This is a genomic window from Marinobacter sp. SS8-8 (genome assembly GCF_030540945.1).
Lineage (GTDB): Bacteria > Pseudomonadota > Gammaproteobacteria > Pseudomonadales > Oleiphilaceae > Marinobacter.
Genome location: NZ_JASSVN010000015.1, coordinates 63,328 through 80,846, shown reverse-complemented (window position 1 = coordinate 80,846; position 17,519 = coordinate 63,328). Strand labels below are relative to the sequence as shown.

General features: G+C 58.9%; 17 protein-coding genes. 14 read left to right on the top strand and 3 right to left on the bottom strand.

The window, feature by feature from the left end:
• Nucleotides 1-21: 21 nt before the first annotated feature.
• Together QPL96_RS14780 and QPL96_RS14775 are read left to right on the top strand one after the other, a co-directional pair.
• A complete protein-coding gene (locus tag QPL96_RS14780) occupies nucleotides 22-1,149 on the top strand; it encodes a hypothetical protein (protein ID WP_303288075.1) in 1,128 nt (375 codons plus the stop codon).
• A complete protein-coding gene (locus QPL96_RS14775; RefSeq protein ID WP_303288074.1) occupies nucleotides 1,140-1,904 on the top strand; it encodes a sulfite exporter TauE/SafE family protein in 765 nt (254 codons plus the stop codon). The genes QPL96_RS14780 and QPL96_RS14775 overlap by 10 nt, the downstream gene beginning before the upstream one ends.
• Here QPL96_RS14775 and QPL96_RS14770 read toward each other — a convergent pair.
• Nucleotides 1,887-4,235 carry a GGDEF domain-containing protein gene (locus QPL96_RS14770; protein WP_303288073.1) on the bottom strand — a complete coding sequence of 783 codons (2,349 nt, stop codon included), beginning with the start codon at nucleotides 4,233-4,235 and terminating at the stop codon, nucleotides 1,887-1,889. The genes QPL96_RS14775 and QPL96_RS14770 overlap by 18 nt on opposite strands.
• A gap of 196 nt (nucleotides 4,236-4,431) precedes the next feature.
• Here QPL96_RS14770 and QPL96_RS14765 point away from each other — a divergent pair, with 196 nt between their 5' ends.
• The 8 genes from QPL96_RS14765 to QPL96_RS14730 all read left to right on the top strand — a co-directional run bounded on the left by QPL96_RS14765 (nucleotide 4,432) and on the right by QPL96_RS14730 (nucleotide 10,858).
• Nucleotides 4,432-5,220: a MotA/TolQ/ExbB proton channel family protein gene (locus tag QPL96_RS14765; protein ID WP_303288072.1), complete on the top strand. Its 789-nt coding sequence runs from the start codon at nucleotides 4,432-4,434 to the stop codon at nucleotides 5,218-5,220.
• On the top strand, nucleotides 5,207-5,602 hold the full coding sequence (locus QPL96_RS14760; protein WP_303288071.1) for a biopolymer transporter ExbD: 396 nt from the start codon (nucleotides 5,207-5,209) through the stop codon (nucleotides 5,600-5,602). The genes QPL96_RS14765 and QPL96_RS14760 overlap by 14 nt, the downstream gene beginning before the upstream one ends.
• Complete coding sequence (locus QPL96_RS14755) at nucleotides 5,599-6,009, top strand: biopolymer transporter ExbD (RefSeq protein ID WP_303288070.1); 411 nt, start codon at nucleotides 5,599-5,601, stop codon at nucleotides 6,007-6,009. The genes QPL96_RS14760 and QPL96_RS14755 overlap by 4 nt, the downstream gene beginning before the upstream one ends.
• Complete coding sequence (locus QPL96_RS14750; RefSeq protein ID WP_303288069.1) at nucleotides 6,006-6,719, top strand: energy transducer TonB; 714 nt, start codon at nucleotides 6,006-6,008, stop codon at nucleotides 6,717-6,719. Before QPL96_RS14755 ends, QPL96_RS14750 begins: the two co-directional genes overlap by 4 nt.
• A 340-nt stretch (nucleotides 6,720-7,059) precedes the next feature.
• Complete coding sequence (locus QPL96_RS14745; RefSeq protein WP_117619109.1) at nucleotides 7,060-7,908, top strand: formate/nitrite transporter family protein; 849 nt, start codon at nucleotides 7,060-7,062, stop codon at nucleotides 7,906-7,908.
• Between the two features lie 77 nt (nucleotides 7,909-7,985).
• A complete protein-coding gene (locus QPL96_RS14740) occupies nucleotides 7,986-9,713 on the top strand; it encodes a bifunctional protein-serine/threonine kinase/phosphatase (protein WP_303288068.1) in 1,728 nt (575 codons plus the stop codon).
• 337 nt (nucleotides 9,714-10,050) lie between these two features.
• Nucleotides 10,051-10,401 (top strand): hypothetical protein, encoded by a 351-nt coding sequence (locus QPL96_RS14735; protein WP_303288067.1) that lies wholly within the window; start codon nucleotides 10,051-10,053, stop codon nucleotides 10,399-10,401.
• A 19-nt stretch (nucleotides 10,402-10,420) separates the two neighbouring features.
• Nucleotides 10,421-10,858 carry a hypothetical protein gene (locus QPL96_RS14730; protein ID WP_303288066.1) on the top strand — a complete coding sequence of 146 codons (438 nt, stop codon included), beginning with the start codon at nucleotides 10,421-10,423 and terminating at the stop codon, nucleotides 10,856-10,858.
• A gap of 214 nt (nucleotides 10,859-11,072) precedes the next feature.
• Here QPL96_RS14730 and QPL96_RS14725 read toward each other — a convergent pair whose 3' ends face one another.
• Nucleotides 11,073-11,345 (bottom strand): CopG family transcriptional regulator, encoded by a 273-nt coding sequence (locus QPL96_RS14725; protein WP_303288065.1) that lies wholly within the window; start codon nucleotides 11,343-11,345, stop codon nucleotides 11,073-11,075.
• 454 nt (nucleotides 11,346-11,799) lie between these two features.
• Between QPL96_RS14725 and QPL96_RS14720 the strand changes: the two genes are divergently transcribed.
• From QPL96_RS14720 to QPL96_RS14705, 4 genes are all read left to right on the top strand, one after another.
• Nucleotides 11,800-12,318, top strand: a complete 519-nt coding sequence (locus QPL96_RS14720) for an Hcp family type VI secretion system effector (protein ID WP_288944555.1) — start codon at nucleotides 11,800-11,802, stop codon at nucleotides 12,316-12,318.
• A gap of 54 nt (nucleotides 12,319-12,372) precedes the next feature.
• Nucleotides 12,373-12,720 carry a hypothetical protein gene (locus QPL96_RS14715; RefSeq protein ID WP_303288064.1) on the top strand — a complete coding sequence of 116 codons (348 nt, stop codon included), beginning with the start codon at nucleotides 12,373-12,375 and terminating at the stop codon, nucleotides 12,718-12,720.
• Nucleotides 12,721-13,253: 533 nt separating this feature from the next.
• The gene (locus QPL96_RS14710; protein WP_303288063.1) at nucleotides 13,254-13,700 is read left to right on the top strand and encodes a hypothetical protein; all 447 of its coding nucleotides are present in this window, start codon (nucleotides 13,254-13,256) and stop codon (nucleotides 13,698-13,700) included.
• 363 nt (nucleotides 13,701-14,063) lie between these two features.
• The gene (locus QPL96_RS14705; protein WP_303288097.1) at nucleotides 14,064-14,729 is read left to right on the top strand and encodes a hypothetical protein; all 666 of its coding nucleotides are present in this window, start codon (nucleotides 14,064-14,066) and stop codon (nucleotides 14,727-14,729) included.
• Here QPL96_RS14705 and QPL96_RS14700 read toward each other — a convergent pair.
• A complete protein-coding gene (locus QPL96_RS14700) occupies nucleotides 14,713-17,358 on the bottom strand; it encodes a nitrate reductase (RefSeq protein WP_303288062.1) in 2,646 nt (881 codons plus the stop codon). The genes QPL96_RS14705 and QPL96_RS14700 overlap by 17 nt on opposite strands.
• Between the last annotated feature and the right edge of the window lie 161 nt (nucleotides 17,359-17,519).

Sequence of the window (17,519 nt, the reverse complement as noted above, 5' to 3'; positions counted from 1 at the left end):
AAGGTCACGGACATAACACTTATGATCAGATTTCTCAATAGCTTACGCCAACTGGTCTGGATTTTCATCCTGACTGCAACAACAGCCACCCTGGCCCAGGAGGGTGAGGATATCCCGGCCGGCGACAGCGACTGGACCCGAATTGTCCGGGCATCGCCCTATTGGGTCAGCCAGGGAGTATTCGAAAACATTCTGACCATCCGGCGCTGGGTGCTGAAGGAATCCGGCTACTGTTCAAGCTCCGGCCGCCACATCCTATTCGACATGCGTGGCCAGTTCCTGGCCTGGATCAGTGACGGGGATGACCGCGAAGCCACCCAGCGCCGTCTCAACGAAACCCGGCAGTCCCTGTACGGCAAGGGCCGCGTGGAAACCTGGGTGCCGGGCGATGCCGGACAAACCGGCTACCCCTTTGCCCTGTCCTGTGACCAGCCACACGTGAATATCAATGAGGCCATTGCCCGCTACCTCGGGACGCTGCCCGGCGACCGGATCTGGGGCACCTGGGATGACCTTTCCTTCGCCACCAGTGGGGCGCCGGGCACGCTTCATGATGCCCTGCTTTATGTTTCACAGTACCGGAACAGCCAGAACCGCCTCTCTCTGCCCGAAACCCTGCCCCGGTATCTGGCCGGCCAGATTCTGATCGAGAGCGGGGCACAGGCCCGGGCCCATTCCCGGGCTGACGCCCGGGGCATACTGCAATTGTCGCCCGCTGCCCTGGGTGACTGTGAGATCTCACCGAAAAACACCTGGCACCGGCTGGCCCAGATTGACTGCGCCCTGCGCCTGATGAACCAGAACGCTCGCAACCTTGAGCCGGTATTCCAGCAACGTTTCGGCGATCTGCCCGACAGCAAACGAAACCGCCTGTTCAGCCTCTTGCTGATCCAGGCTTATCACGGCGGCGTTGGACGGGTTCAGGCCCTGCTCGAAGACCCTGTTCTGTCACAGCCGTCAGAATACTTTGCCGACAACCATGACCGTTTTACCGCGGGCGACATTGCCTTCGGCCTGATCTTCCACAATCTGGGCCGCGATAGACTGGGGCTGGCTTCACTTTACTATGTTGCCGATGTGCAACTGGCTACCGAAGCGCTGTGCTGCACACCGCGCCTGAAACCAACGGAATTCTGTGAATGGAAATAGCGTTTATTCCCGAAAGCCTGAGCCTTCCCGTCGCGCTTTTCCTGCTTGCCAGCTCCACCATCACCTCCATGATTACCGCCAGCCTGGGCGCTGGCGGAGGCGTACTGTTGCTGGTACTGATGGCTACCTGGATGCCACCCGCGGCGATTATTCCCGTGCACGGCATGATCCAGCTGGGTTCCAATCTTGGCCGGGCCACACTGACCTGGCGCCATGTGGACTGGCGGGTCATCGCCGCCTTCGCCCCCGGAGTTCTCGTTGGCGCGGCTCTGGGCGCCTGGTTGCTGGTGAATCTTCCGGCCCATATCTGGCAGCTCACCATCGCCCTGTTTGTGCTTTACCTTTGCTGGGGGCCGGCTTTGCCCAAGGGCGCTTTCGGAGCACCAGGGGTTTTTCTGGCCTCGGCACTGACCAGCTTCGTGAGTTTATTCGTGGGCGCCACCGGGCCACTGGTTGCCGCCTTTATCAAGCAGATTCACGCCGACCGGTTCAAAACCGTTGCCACCTTTGCCACTGCCATGACGTTACAGCATGCACCCAAGGCACTGGTGTTTGGAATGGCAGGGTTTGTGTTCCTGGAATGGCTGCCATTCATTCTCGCCATGATTGCCTGCGGGTTTGCCGGCACCTGGCTCGGGTTGCGTGTGCTGAAATCCCTGAGCAACCGCTGGTTCAGCCTGGTCTTCAACCTCGTGTTAACCGCGCTGGCGGTTCGCCTTCTGTGGCAGGCCAGCGCCTCAGCCGGCTGGTGGTGACGGCACCACAACAACCGCGTTACGGCCGCGGGACTTGGCAAGATAGCAACCCTCATCGGCCCGGCCCATGGCCTCCCTGGGACCGCTGTCATCCGGCGCCAGCTCGGTCAGGCCAATACAGGCAGTAACACCAAACGACCGACCGTCGTGTTCTATGCGCAGATCTTCAACATTCGCCCGTATCTTCTCGGCAAGCGCCTCGGCTCTGGCAAGTCCACAGGCCGGCAGAATAACGCCGAATTCATCTCCACCCAGCCTCGCTACGGTATCGGACTGGCGGACGGATTCCTTGAACAGGTCCGCGAGCCGGCGTAACAGGTCATCTCCGAGCAGGTGCCCACCCTCATCGTTTACCGGTTTGAAGTGATCCAGGTCTATCAGCATCAGCACTGAGCGCACGTCCTGGCGGCCGGCCTCGCCCATGCACCTGATCAGGGCGGCATTGAATGCCCGGCGATTAAGCAGTTGGGTGAGGCTGTCGTGGGTCGCCTCCCAGGACAGCCGCTCCTCTTGCCGGCGGCGATCACGGTCATCACGCAACACGAAGACCAGGCGTTCATCCTCGCGGCCCCGGCGAATGTGGAGCAGGGTGAGGTCGATATCGAAGGTTTCACCGGCCGGGTTCAACAGCGTTACATACCGGCTGCCCAGATCCTCGCCAGTGAGAAACTCCTGCCGTGTCAATTCGCGGTCGCGGTCCCTGATTGTTACCAACTGGAAAAAATTGCGAAGCAGGCATTCGCCTTCTGCACCCAGAAAACGGCAGGCTGCGTCGTTGGCGTAACGAATGACACCCTCGGTGTCGACCATCAGAACCCCTTCCTGAAGCACACCGAGGAGGGTCTCGGCCCGCTGCTGCTCATCCCGAAGAGCCTCTTCCACCTCCAGTTCATGGGAAATGTCCCTGACAACGGTAACCGTACCCAGTGCTTTCTCCGGCGTTCGGATAGCTGCAATCATCACGTCTCCCCAGATCAGCCGGTCAGGCTCTCGGGGCGCGAGACGGAACCGGCCCCGGAACACACTCTGGTTACGGATCGCATGTTTCCAGCCGGCAATGGCAGCGTCACGGTCTGCCTCGTGCACGCGACCTGCAAGGTAGGTTTGAGTCAGGTCTTCCGAGGGATGGCCGATAACGGCTTCAAAAGCAGGATTGGCAAATTCGATGCGGCCCAGAATGTCGGTCTGGACAATGCCGATAGGCGCACTCTGAGTGAGTGAACGAAAGAACGCTTCGCGCTCAGCGAGCGAGACCAGCACTTCATCCCGCTCATCCATGACGGTATTGAAAATCTCCGCCACTTGTCGGATCTCGGTACCCCCAGATACATCGACCGGGTCAGACCGCATCCCGAGATGACGCTCACGAATCTGATTGCCCAGCGTCTCCAGCGGCGCCATCAGCCGGCGGAACCGCCACAGGGCAATGGGCGCTATCAATACAATCACCAGCAGCAGTATCCAGATAAAGGCATCCGCGGTGCGGGTTATCGGCGCATAGGCCTCACGGGATGGCCAGACCGCAGCCACGAACCAGGGTACCTGGGTCATCTGCCGTACCGACATAATCGTGGCCTCACCATCGCCATTCCGGGTTTGCAGCGTGCCCTCAAAACCTTCCATCGCATCCCGCAAAACCGGATTGGCAACCCGCACCGGTGCCATTGGCCGGCCAGAACGACCGTGAGCAACCGTCACCCCGCTTCGGGTCGCAACGCCAAGGTAGCCGGTTTCACCGATCCGGAGGTTAATGAACTCTTTCATAAAGTTGTCGCCATCCAGCCGGATGGCACCGCCAATCATTCCGATAAAACGCTGGCGATGATCAAAAATCGGCGTCGCCACCATAACCGCGGGTTTGTCCTGATAGTTTGATATATACGGCTCACTGATCACCGGTGCCAGGGTCGAGGAGACTCGCCGGAAATATTCGCGGTCACTGACATTCAGCCCGGTTTGCTGGAAGGATTCCGGGTACTCCGCCAGGACCTGGCCCGACTCATTGATCAGGTAAATGCCATCAAACAGGTACTGCAGTGCCGTCTGGCGCCGGACCAGCAAACGGGCGCGGGCATCCAGAGAGTGTGCAGACATGGTAAGGCCCTGGGCGACCTGGTTCAGGGTTTCAAGCCTCAGCGCCAGCTTGTCATTCAGTTCCCCCGCCACCAGTGCGGCAATGGTATCAACCTGGCCAAGGGCCTGCCGCTCCAGCTCTGCCCGGCTGAGAAGGGCGCCAGCAACAGTGACCAACAGTGCCGAGAGAACAATTACCACAACCACCAGGGCAACCGCCCGGTTAACCAGACTGCCAAACCAACGCCTGATCAACACAACAACCACACGTTCGGGTAGGCCCGACGAACAGTGATGATCTTTACCCCCGATTCCAATACCATAACCATACTTTTGCTTCTTACTTCTGACCGAATTCTAACAAAGGCATCACCGGCGTCAGGGTTGCACCCTTGCAAATTAAATAATAATCTTTATTATTTAGATCCACTCCATTGTGCCTGAGAGTCATGCCATGACAGATATTTTCCCGCCTCTTAGCAACGGCCTGTTGGCTCAACTGACCGAGATGGGCGGGCCCGTGATGGTCGTGCTTCTGGTGATCGCTCTCCTTGGCGCCGTCACCTTTATCTACCTGATGTTGCTGGGGACACTATACGCGCCCCGCTTGCCGGGCAGCCTTAAAAAAACCGTAATCCGCTGGCAACAAAACCCCGGATCTGTGTCGCCCGGCGCCATTCGTGAGCAGGCTGGTCGCTGGGGCAGGCTGAATCCGTTGCTGCACCTGGTTACCAACACCATTGAAGCACTGAACAGCCAGCAGGATGAGCGCCAGATTCGCGAAACCGCGGCACGGGACGCACAGCAGTCACTGGAGCCGTTCGAGGCGCCCCTGAAAATCATTGAAGTAATTGCGGCTCTGGCACCCTTGCTGGGACTTCTGGGAACCGTGCTGGGCATGATGGACGCCTTCAGCGCCATGGCAGCTACCGAAGGGCGCGCCAACGCCAGCCAATTGAGTGGCGGTATTTATGAGGCGCTGACCACCACTGCAGCCGGCCTGGTTGTCGCCATACCCTTTGCAGCACTGGCCGCCTGGGTGGAATTCCGCTTACGCCGCATTCACAAAACCATTAATAGTACCCTGGTTTCAATCCTGAACGTAACCGTTGACCGCGATGCCGAAGCCCGGGCTGATGCCCTGCAGGCAGTGGCAAGCCGCGAGTGTGCTTCAACCCCGCCCGCGGCCGATCTCTCCCACGACAGCGCCGGCAGCCGGCGATTCGCCCATGCAACTGGTTGAACCCAGGCCGAATCGCCCGATACCAATCCGCATCACGCCGCTGATTGATGTGGTGTTCATTCTACTGGTGTTCTTTATGCTCACCAGCCGCCTGCTGCCGGTGGATTATCTGGAACTGGCCAACAATCCCTCCGCCCGGAGTCCGGCGACTGGCGAACCGCTTCCGGAGCTGACCCTTACCGCAAACGGCCAGATTCAGTGGCAGGACATGACAATGCCACTGGAGCACCTCCTCCCTGAACTTGCACGTGCCGGGATAACCGAGGTCAACCTCGCCACGACGAATGACGCCAGCCTCGGCGCCTTCACCCTGGCGCTCAGCCAACTGACCAATAATGGCATCGATACTCACTGGAAGCGGGAAAACGACAAAGCACCATGACCGACCTGGTTCCACCGCCGTTTACGTCTGGCAAATCCCTGATGGAGCGAGTGGAAGATGCGCTTCTGCCGCTGATCAACCTGGTGTTCCTGCTGCTGATGTTTTTCATCGTGGCAGGCCAGCTTGCAGACGACCCACTGCCCGAGCTCCCCGCTACAACGCAGATCCGGGAGCAGCGGCCACCCGACGCCGATCTGACAGTGGATGCCGGGGGCAGGTGGCGGATTGCCGGAGAGACCCTTGATGAAGAATCCCTCCTATCAACCCTACCTGTCCCAAGTGAGCTGCACCCCCTGAGAATCGCTGCGGCACAAACGATCACCATGGCGGATCTGGAAACCCTGTTCCGGGTGCTTGAGAAGGGTGGCTACACGGATATTCTGCTGCTGACGGAGCCGGGTGAATGACTCTGCAACCCCAACCCTCGCGCTTTGTTTTACTGGTGCTTGCAGCGGCAATTACAGCCGGCGCCCTGGTCGTGGCCGCGCCCGAGAAAACCCTGGAACTCAATTCGCTGGGCGAGGCTGCCATCAACACCGCACCGGCTATCCGCATCAAGCTTGCCGCGGAACCTGCGCCCGAGCCGGACGTTACGCGCGGGCCCACCCCGGAACCCGAAGCGAAGCCAGAGCCAGAGCCAGAGCCAGAGCCAGAGCCAGAGCCAGAAATGGTGGCGGAGGTAGCGGAGCCGGAATCAACCCCCGTAGAGCCTGAGCCTGCCCAGTCTGTGGCAGAGACAGAATCTTCCACTTCCCAACCGGCGGACAGTGAGGTGGAGGAAGCCGGGTCCCGCGCCACCATTCCACTGCAAAACGCAGGCGAGCGCTCCGAGGTCGATCACTATCTGAGCCGACTCAGGCGCCACCTGGCCCGTTTTTACGACTACCCCCGGCGGGCCAGGCGACTGGGGCAGGAAGGCACACCGGTGATCGTCTTTGAATTCCGGCGAGATGGTTCTCTGGTCGCACACAGCCTGCAAACCGGCTCTGGCTACTCGTTGCTGGACGACTCCGCCCTGGCCATGCTGGAACAGGCCGCGCCGCTGCCGGCCGTGCCCGGGGAGATCTCAGGGAATCGTTTCCGCTACGCGCTGCCGGTGCGCTTCAGCCTGCGCTGACAGCTTGCCCCGCTGATTGCGCCAGCCTGTAGCATCAGGGGCCGGCCACGCACCGAACAGGTGCGCAGGCTCGGGGAACGCAGTTACCATGACGACCACCACAAACCCGCCACCGACCTTACCTCATTGAAATCAGTGCGGTCTAGCAAACCATAATCACTCTGGCACGGTCTCTGCAAACTCTCCTGCTAACGGAACCAATGTGGGCTCTGTTCACGGCAACAGCTTTATTCAGACGACGGCGTCTACTTGCACCTGCGAAATGCAGGCGGCGGGTAGCGCCGTTTTTTTTGGCCAGTCCATCGGGTTGGTTATCAGGTTAAGGTCAGAGGAACACACTATGTCTTACATCGCGCCTTCAGAGTTTGTCACTAAAATGGTCGACGCAGGCGAATCCAAAATCTACATGTCCACCCGGGACACCCTGATCCGGGCCTTCATGGCCGGGGCCATCCTGGCCCTGGCGGCCGCTTTTGCCATCACCGTTGCGGTCCAGACCGGCGTTTTTCTGATCGGGGCAATCCTGTTTCCCATCGGGTTCTGCATGCTGTACCTTATGGGGTTTGATCTGCTCACCGGCGTGTTCATGCTGACACCGCTGGCGCTGCTCGACAAACGGCCCGGCGTGACCGTGCAAGGCATCCTGCGGAACTGGGGCTGGGTCTTTCTCGGCAACCTCGGTGGTGCGCTGACCGTTGCCTTCATGATGGCGTTTATCTTCACCTATGGTTTCAACACGGATCCTGGCGCGGTTGGCACCAAGATTGCCAGTATTGGTGAAGCCCGTACCCTGGGTTACGCTGAGTACGGCGCTGCCGGTTGGGCCACCATCTTCATCCGCGGCATGCTGTGCAACTGGATGGTTTCCATGGGGGTGGTTGGCGCCATGATCTCCACCAACGTCAGCGGCAAGATCCTGGCCATGTGGATGCCGATCATGCTGTTCTTCTTCATGGGTTTTGAGCATTCCATCGTCAACATGTTCCTGTTCCCGTCTGCGCTCATCATGGGAGGCGAGTTCTCGGTGATGGACTACCTGTGGTGGAACGAAATCCCGACCGTTCTTGGCAACCTGGTCGGGGGGATCGCGTTCACCGGTCTGACCCTTTACACCACCCACGTCCGCACAGCACCGAAACGTCAGGCTCCGGCCGCCCGTAACGCCGCCGCCCTGGCGCGGTCCACCTAAGCCCGGCACTCCCGCAACTCCGGTAGCCGCACCCGCCGGAGTTGCCTTTTCTTTTACAGTGGAAACCCTGCCTGACGATGACAGCTTTCCTTGCCATCTCTGCCGGCCAGCACTCAGAAGCCGGTAAAAAACCGGTCAACCAGGATTTTCACGGACTGCTGGTGCCGGACAATCATCAGTTGGTGACCAAAGGCATTGCCGTTGCCATCGCCGACGGCGTCAGCTCCAGCAATGTCAGCCAGATCGCCAGCGAATCCGCGGTCGCCGGTTTTCTCAGTGATTATTTTTCAACGCCAGACAGCTGGTCCGTCAAGCAGTCTGCCCAACGTGTTTTGCGGGCAACGAATGCCTGGCTGTATGCCCAGACCAGGCAAAGCCAGTACCGCTACGACCGGGACCGTGGCTATGTCTGCACCCTGAGCGTGATGGTGTTCAAATCCGCCACGGCACACCTGTTTCATATCGGTGATTCCCGCATCTACCGGGTTCACCCGGCTCAGCTTGAGCTCCTGACCACCGACCATCGGCTCTGGCTTTCCCGGGAGGACAGCTGCCTGACCCGGGCCATGGGCATCGGGGACCAGCTGGATATCGATTACCAGAGCCTGCCGATCCAGCCGGGCGACACCTTCCTGCTGGCAACGGACGGCATCCATGAGCACATTGATGAGCGCGGCATGGCGGCCATCATCCGTGAATCCGGAGACGATCTCGACGAAGCCGCCCGCCGCCTGTCGGCCGCCGCCCTTGAGCGGGGAAGCGATGACAACCTGACCGCACAGATTATCCGGGTTGACTCGGTGCCCTCGGAGCGCGGGAACGACGAGCTGTTCCGGCAGTTCGCGGGACTGCCCTTCGCACCCGAGCTTCGCCCCGGGCAAAGCCTTGATGGCTATCGGATTCTGAGGCAGATACATGCCAGCAGCCGCAGCCATGTTTACCTCGCTGCGGATGAAGCCACCGAAGCCCGCGTGGTACTGAAGCTGCCATCCATGGAGCAGCGGCATGACCCGGTGTACCTGGAGCAGTTTTTCACCGAGCAGTGGATTGCCCGGCGACTCAACAATGCCCATGTTGTGCGCCCGTTTGCGCCGGACCGGCAACCCGGGTTTCTGTACCTGGCCACGGAATTCGTGGACGGCTGCACACTCCGGCAATGGATGCTGGACAACCCGGCTCCGGACCTGGAAACCGTGCGCAATCTGGTAGAGCAGATCGCCCGGGGCCTGCGAGCCTTCCACCGGCTGGAAATGGTGCACCAGGACCTGAAACCGGACAATGTTCTGGTGGACGCCCACGGCACCATTACCCTGATTGATTTCGGCGCCACCCGGGTCGCCGGCCTGGAGGAGTCCGAAACCCCGGAAGAGCAGCCCGGGCCACGGGGTGCCGCCCTGTTCAGTGCTCCCGAGACCTTCCTCGGAGAACCCGGTGGTCCCGAATCCGACCTGTTCTCCCTCGGGGTGATCACCTACCAGCTGCTTACCGGCCGCTTGCCTTATGGAGCCGAAGTTCCGAAACTGCATAGCCGCAGCCAGCTGCGCCGACTCAATTACCAATCGGCCCGGATGTTCCGGGAGGATGTGCCCGGCTGGTTCGATGAGGCCATCGGAAAGGCGGTTCATCCACAGGCCCACAAACGCTACCCGGCACTCTCGGAGTACCTGTACGACCTCCGCCACCCTGCAAGGGACTGGCACAGGCGGCAGCGTCCGCCGCTGATCGAGCGACATCCCATCGTCTTCTGGCAAGGTGTATCCGCCTTGCTATTGCTGGCTTTACTGACCTCTCTCGCTTTCGGTTAAAGCCAGCGCCACTCGAGCAATTTCTGGCCTCGCCAGCAATTCGTCGCCCGTCAGGCGGGCGCGGGATTGCCCGCCCGAGGGGAACGCAATACCGGAAATTCGGCAACCATCTGTTTTAACTGGCTTTAACTGAATTGGCACAGGCTTTGTTGTATCAGTAACCGTCCAGGGAACAACCCGGGGACGTTACTCATTCACCCGTCCTGGGAGCACGCCGTTGCCGGTACTTCCGGTGCCGACGACTGGCGCTCGCCGATCAAGGCGTAAGCCCAGCGTCCATTATGGAAAGGGAGCGGCAATTGCCCTCCTTTTCCAAACTGTCAAAAGGAGATTGATAGTGAGCGACATTAACCTCACCGAGGAGGAGGTTGCTTCCGTGCAAGCAATCGTCACGGCCTTTTACGGTGAACGGTTTGCAAACCGTTATCATGCCGGGAGCATTACCGCTGAGACACTGGGACTTACGGCACAACTCATTACCGGAACCGAAGTTTGCAGTAAATGGATTGACGCTGTTCCAAACCCCAAGGACCTTCTGACTCCAACAAATGGCATCCGTAAGTGGGCAATTCGTGTAATCAGAGCTGCCGGCGAGCCATTTCTACGTGGTAACATCGAAATCAATTACACCTGCAAGGTTACTCGCGGACTACAGTTTAGAGGCCTGTTAGAAGCATCTTTACGGTAAAGATGGACGTGTCAATACAATGAAATTCATCATATCAATCATTTTTGCTCTGATCCTGACTGGCTGCGCCTCTACATCGTCAGTCCAGTTCTCACCGAGCCAGGATTACGCTGTATCTGTCCAGTCAAACTTATTCGATGCTGTCCGTATTGCCAACAATGACATAACGCTGTTCAACGACGGAAAGGCTCTCGGATTCATTCGCTTGGAGCCAATTCCCTCCGATGCCCCGTCGATATCTGAGTTCATTAACACCCTCAGATTGGTATCAGAGTCGGAATCCGTCGAAACCGAAGCGCTTGGGCTTTATCCCGGTTTTCAAGGGTTTTCAGCTAAGGTTCGTGGCTATCAGACGGGTTACCTTATAAATGGAGAAAACCCGAGTTCCATACTTATATTCAGCTTTCCAGAGGGCACGTTTGAAAACGTAGCGAAGACAATTTCTTCTGGTATCTGAGTCGCTCTCGAGAGCCATGAGGTGGACCCCACCAGTTGGACAGCTTGAAGGTACTGTTAAGCTCTGATCCTTTTGTAATCCCAGCTCAAGCTGCCAGGGTCATGGGTTGTTGGCAGTACACCTCATCCGGGGTTTGATTAGCACCGCTGATGGCTTTTTCGACGACGTTTTATCCACATCAGCGGTTCACTAAATGCACCAATAATATTCGCCGTTAATGTGCACCGCCTGAATTGTCCTGGCCAAGTGGTTTAGTGGCGGCCTCAGCCTGCAGACGTTCAACCAGCCAGACCTTGATGATGGATTGACGGGTAACGCCAATACGTGCGGCCTCACGGTCCAGAGACTCTGCGACCCAGCCCGGAAAATCTACGTTGATTCGCTTTTGTTCCTGATTCACACGCCGGGCGGAAGACAGATCGAGATCTTCCACAATGTTCTCCTGGCCCTCGTCCGGCAGTTGGTTAAGCGGGACCGGCTGATACATTATGCCAGAATCCCGCTCAGTCAAAGTTGACCGTCAAGCTGGCATAGTAGGGCCTGGAGCTGTGTTCGAGAACCCCGACGCACTCATAATTGAGGAATCATGACACCCTGCAAGGGACTGGCACAGGCGGCAGCGTCCGCCGCTGATCGAGCGACATCCCATCGTCTTCTGGCAAGGTGTATCCGCCTTGCTATTGCTGGCTTTACTGACCTCTCTCGCTTTCGGTTAAAGCCAGCGCCACTCGAGCAATTTCTGGCCTCGCCAGCAATTCGTCGCCCGTCAGGCGGGCGCGGGATTGCCCGCCCGAGGGGAACGCAATACCGGAAATTCGGCAACCATCTGTTTTAACTGGTTTTAACTGGCTTTAACTGAATTGGCACAGGCTTTGTTGTATCAGTAACCGTCCAGGGAACAACCCGGGGACGTTACTCATTCACCCGTCATGGAGCAGACTATGCCAACTCCTTGTTATATCGCCATCGAAGGCCAGACCCAGGGCAACATCACCGCCGGCGCATTCACGTCCGATTCCGTAGGCAACATCTACGTCGAAGGCCACGAAGACGAAGTACTGGTCCAGGAATTCAGCCACGTTGTCACCGTACCGACCGACCCACAGTCCGGTCAGCCTTCCGGCCAGCGCGTTCATAAGCCGTTCAAGTTCACCTCTGCCCTGAACAAAGCCACCCCGCTGATGTACAACGCCCTGGCGTCCGGCGAGATGCTGCCGAAGGTCGAGCTGAAGTGGTACCGCACCTCCGTTGAGGGCAAGCAGGAGCACTTCTTCTCCACCATCCTCGAAGATGCCACCATCATCGACATCAACTGCAACATGCCCCACTGCCAGGACGCCGGCAACGCCGACTTCACTCAGCTGGTCACCGTTTCCCTGTCCTACCGCAAGGTTACCTGGGAGCACGCCGTTGCCGGTACTTCCGGTGCTGACGATTGGCGTTCGCCGATCGAGGCGTAATGACTCCACGAGGGCTCCTGCGGGAGCCCTCGTGCTTTATTCAAGGATGAAACTATGGAAGGCAAACTATCCGCTGAAGACATTGATAAAGTCAGAGCTATCATGAAGGCATTCTACGGCCATTCCGTCGCCTCGGGATTCAGTGAAAGCAGCGTAACCGAAGAAACCGTGCGCGCTATCGCACATATGCTTGTGGAAACCGTTGATTGCAGTCGGTGGGTTGATGCGGGTCCCTCTCCGCAGGATCTTTTGCGGCCAACCCGAAAGATCACGAAATGGGCTTTACGCCTAATTCGCGAGGCGGGGAAACCTTTTCTGCAGAACGAAGTGAAGGTAAGCTGGCTTTGCCGGACTGTTCGTTCTGGACAGTTTAGAATCTCTATCGAAACGACATTGAGATGAGACTCCCACCATGCCAAGGATAGGTCTAGCGCTAGCATTTGTACTTCTTTTTTCCGGCTGCGCATCCCACTCTTCATTGGTCATTCAGCCATACAGCGATTTATCCATAGAAGTACCCGAAAAGATGTTCTCCTCTGTGAAGGTGAGGGATGGCGAGCTCCTATTTATGAGGAACAACCGGATTGTAGGTTTTGTCAAATCAGAGGGGATCCCGAGCACAGTAAGATCGAGTTCAGCGATCAACACCTCAACGACGCTTTTTGAGAATGCCAATCAGGGGGCAAGCAAACCAGTCTGGATGGAACAAATTCACGAAGCTCGGGTATTTGGAGTAATTCAGGGGGATTTTAGAACCGTATTTATTGTACCGAACAGCCAAGCTCAATCACTCATCACCTTCCAAGGGCCAGTTGAAAGCTCAACGTCATTGCGGATAAATGGTGCGAAGATCTCAGAATAATGCGTACCTGCCATTCACACGGTTCCCGGGTTCCGCAGCCTGCTAGCAGCTCTACATCCAAATACAACCGGTAATGAGAAGATCCATAATTTTAAGGATAGTTCTGGCCAGCCTGATCTCGGGTTGTGCTTCTCTCAATCAACAAGCCATCGAGTTTCGCATTTCCAATGGCATTGCGTTCGAGTTCAATAGCGGACAATTTGATACTGTCGATATCCAACCTTCTGAAACACAGATTTGGCGCAGCTCGGAATTAGTGGGCTCTGTAGCGACGATGGAAACCAACGCTGACTTTTCAACGGCAGTAGAAGAGGTCAGACAGGGTTTTAGGGAAGCACGGAAATCCTCTGGTGACGTGACAGAACTGGATTTGGGCGAAGGAGTCTATGGGTTCTCTGCGACTATAAACGGCTACACCACTGCCTTTATCGCCACGTCGAACCACCCGTCATCATGGGTTACGATTAGCACCGCTGATGACGTTTTCTACCAAGTCTTATCCACATTAGCGGTTCACTAGAGGCACCAATAATAATTGCCGTTAGTGGGCACCACTGGCATTGTCTTGATTGAGCGGCTTATTGGCGGCCTCTGCCTGCAACCGTTCAACCACTTCAGTTGGTTAAGCGGGACCGGCTGATACATTATGCCAGAATCCCGCTCAGTCAAAGTTGACCGTCAAGCTGGCATGGCAGGGCCTGGAGCTGTGTTCGAGAACCCCGACGCACTCATAATTGAGGAATCATGAAGAGCCAGGCCATAGCAAACCGCAATTCCCGGCGTTAAGCTTGGAGAATCAAACGTATCGCGGATGATGACAAGGTATTGAAGTTTGCTGAAAACGCCCCTATCCACCGAAACCGCCGTTGGCCTTGGCGAACTGATGTGTTCCGTGACCCGGGACTGTCTCTGGCAACCCGCCGAGCAATGGGTCCGGGAACGCAGCCCGGGCAGTTTCCTGCATTGCCGCGTGGGTTCGGGCCAGGCGACCTACCACCGCTTTGATCCCCGTGACCGGCAGCACCTGATTACCTATGGGGTTCGCATGATTGCCGCCAAGCACCAGCCGGACACGGCCAGCGGCTGGCTGTCCGGGCGGGAGATCCGGAAACGGGGTTACTTTGGCGGGGAGCTGAGCACCCTGAACCTGCTGGCCCATACCTGCTGCCATGAGTTTGCCCATCTGCTTCAGCAAAGCGCCGGGCAACGGTTCCGGGGTTCGGTGCACAACCGGCACTTCTACACCATTCTGGATGAGTTACACGAAAGCGGTGCTGCAGGAGTCACTCGGGATGCGCTTGCAGACCAGGCCCGGAAACAGGAGCTGGCGTTACCGGACACATCCTTTGAACCAGTGGACACCCGGCAGCATCTGGCCCGCTGGCAGGTGGGCGATACCGTGCGCTTCGGCACCGGCCAGCGAGAGCTGCACGGGCAGATTATCCGGGTCAATCGCAAGACCTGTACCGTGGATGGCATCGGGCCTTCGAAAGGTGCCCGTTACCGGGTACCGGTACAGATGCTGAGTCCGCTTACACCGCCTCGGTAACGGACACCAGCAAGCTGCGGATCTCCGGCAAACAGGATCCGCAGTTGGTGCCGCACTGTAACTCCCGACCCAGTGCGTCCACGCTGTCCACACCCCGTGCAATCGCCTGCTGTATTTGCCGGTCACCAACCTGGAAGCAGCTACAAACCAAGTTGCCAGCGTCATCGCCGTCCACCGCCCTTGCCGCCAGCAAGCCACGACGGGTGGTCTCATCGAGTTCCGTCTGGCTGAAGCAACTGGCCAGCCAGTCCATGGATGGCAGTGCGTCTGGTTCACGATCCACCATTAATACTGCCTCCAGCTGACCCTTGCGCAACCAGGCCGCTCTGAAACGGCCCTCGCGGCCATCTTCCATAACCAGTTGCGGCTGGCCGCCCAGCCAGTCGGCGACTGTCGTCTTCCAGTCCACCTCAGACTTTCCGGCCACAGTCCAGCTGTCGCAATCAGGCAATGGCTGGCGGGCCCAATAGTCTGCATTCCAGCATTTTGATCGGCCCCGTCGCACCAGCAATCGACCGTGCCAGCAGGCCGGCCAGTGGGTCAGGGTGGCGCGACCATGCTTGGCCTCGGGTTGCCCGGATATCGGGTCCACCACGCTGTCGGTCAATGCCGTGGCCAGGCCCTGCCCGGTATACTGGTCGTTCCAGTGAATCGGCACAAACACCTCACCCCGTCGCTGATCCGGTGTCGCCCGGACCCGGCCGACAAAGTGTCCATGGGCGCTATTGAGTGTCGCCAATGCCCCGGGCCTCAGCGAAAGCGCCCGGATATCCCCGGGATGCACCTCGATAAACGGCTCTGGCCGGTGCGCCAGCAAACGGCTGGACCGGGCGGTCCGGGTCATGGTGTGCCACTGGTCGCGGATGCGGCCGGTATTCACAATCACCGGGAATGCATCCGTCGGCGGCCGGGCCGGGAGCCGAGAGGCTATCGGAATCAGACGTGCCCTGCCGTTGCCGGTGGCGAACCGGCCATCGGTAAACAGACGCCGGGAATCAGAGCCAGAGCCGTTAACCGGCCACTGCACGGGCTCAAGGGTGTCGTACTGATCGTCACTGAGCCCGGCCAGCCCGGAAATATCAAAGAAACGCTGACCGGCATTCTCAAAACCCGACAAGCGGGCGTGTTCCCGGAAAATGTCGGCCGGCCCCTCATAGTCAAAGCCAACGCCGTGCCCGAGGGCCCGGGCGACTTCCTTGAGTATCCACCAGTCCGGCCGGGCCTCACCGGCCAGCGGCAGGAAGCGGCGCTGGCGGGAAATACAGCGTTCGGAGTTGGTGACCGTGCCGTCCTTCTCGCCCCAGCCCGCCGCCGGAAGCAGGATGTCCGCATAGCGGGCGGTGTCCGTATCGCTGACGCAATCCGAAACAATAACCGTCGGGCACCGGGCCAGGGCCCGGCGGATACTATCCGTTTCCGGCAAACTGACCGCGGGATTGGTGGCCATGATCCACAACACCTTGATATCACCCTGCTCGACCGCGTCGAACAGGTCAACGGCTTTCATTCCCGGCCCGTCCGCCACTGCGTCGGTACCCCAGAAACGGGCCACCCGGTCCCGGGCACCCGGGCTGTCATAATCCATGTGGGCAGCGAGGGTGTTGGCGAGCCCGCCTACTTCCCGGCCACCCATGGCATTGGGCTGCCCGGTCAGCGAAAACGGACTGGCGCCGGGTTTGCCAACCCGGCCGGTTGCCAGGTGGCAATTGATAATCGCGTTGCCCTTGTCGGTGCCGGCGGAGGACTGGTTGATGCCCTGTGAGAAGGCGGTCACCGTGCGCGGCTGTTCCCTGAACCAACGGTAGAAGGTGGTGACGCTCTCAACGGGCAGGTCGCAGAGTCGGGCCACCGCCTCGGGGGAGGGCGCCGCAGATCTCGCGGCCCTCAGGGTGTCTTCGAACCCTTCGCAGTGTTCCGTCAGGTAACGGCGGTCAAGAGCCTCCTGGTCCGCCAGCCAAACCAGCAGGCCATTGAACAACACAGTATCGGTCCCGGGGCGCAAGGCCAGATGCAAGTCCGCAAGATCGCTTGTGGCGGTTTTACGGGGATCAATCACCACCACCCGGCGGCCGGGCCGGGCCGAGGCCTGCATTCTCTGGTAGAGCACCGGATGGGCCCAGGCGGCATTGCTGCCGGCCAGCACCAGCAGGTCAGCCAGTTCCAGATCCTGGTAACAGGCGGGCACCAGGTCGCCCCCAAAAGCCCGTTTGTGAGCGGCGACGGCAGAGGACATACACAGCCGCGAGTTGGTATCCACATGGGGAGTGCGGATAAACCCCTTGGCCAACTTGTTGGCCACGTAATAGTCCTCCGTCAATAACTGACCGGAAAGATAGAAGGCGACGGATCCGGGACCATGGCCCGCGATTGACTCGCCGATCACCCGGGCGACTTCCGTTACTGCCCGGGGCCAGGTACTTTCCCGCCCGTGGACACTCGGCTTTAACAGTCGCCCGTCCGGGGTCAGGGTCTCGTGCAGGGCGGAGCCCTTCACGCACAGGCGGCCCCGATTCGCCGGATGGGTCTCATCCCCCTGCGTGGCGGATGGCGCCGCATTCACACCACAACCTACACCGCAATAGGGGCAGGTGGTTTGAACCGTCGCCGGTCGATTGTCGGTACCGGTCACAGTACATCCTCTTGTTTCAGAAACAAAAAACCCGCCAATCCGGGTGCCGTAGAGGGCCATCCGGGGCGGGCTTCATTGCCAATGGGATCAGGTTGTCTTGAACAGATAGGTACGCGGCTGCAATAACAGGGCCACTCCGGCCGGAATTGACTTTGATCCCT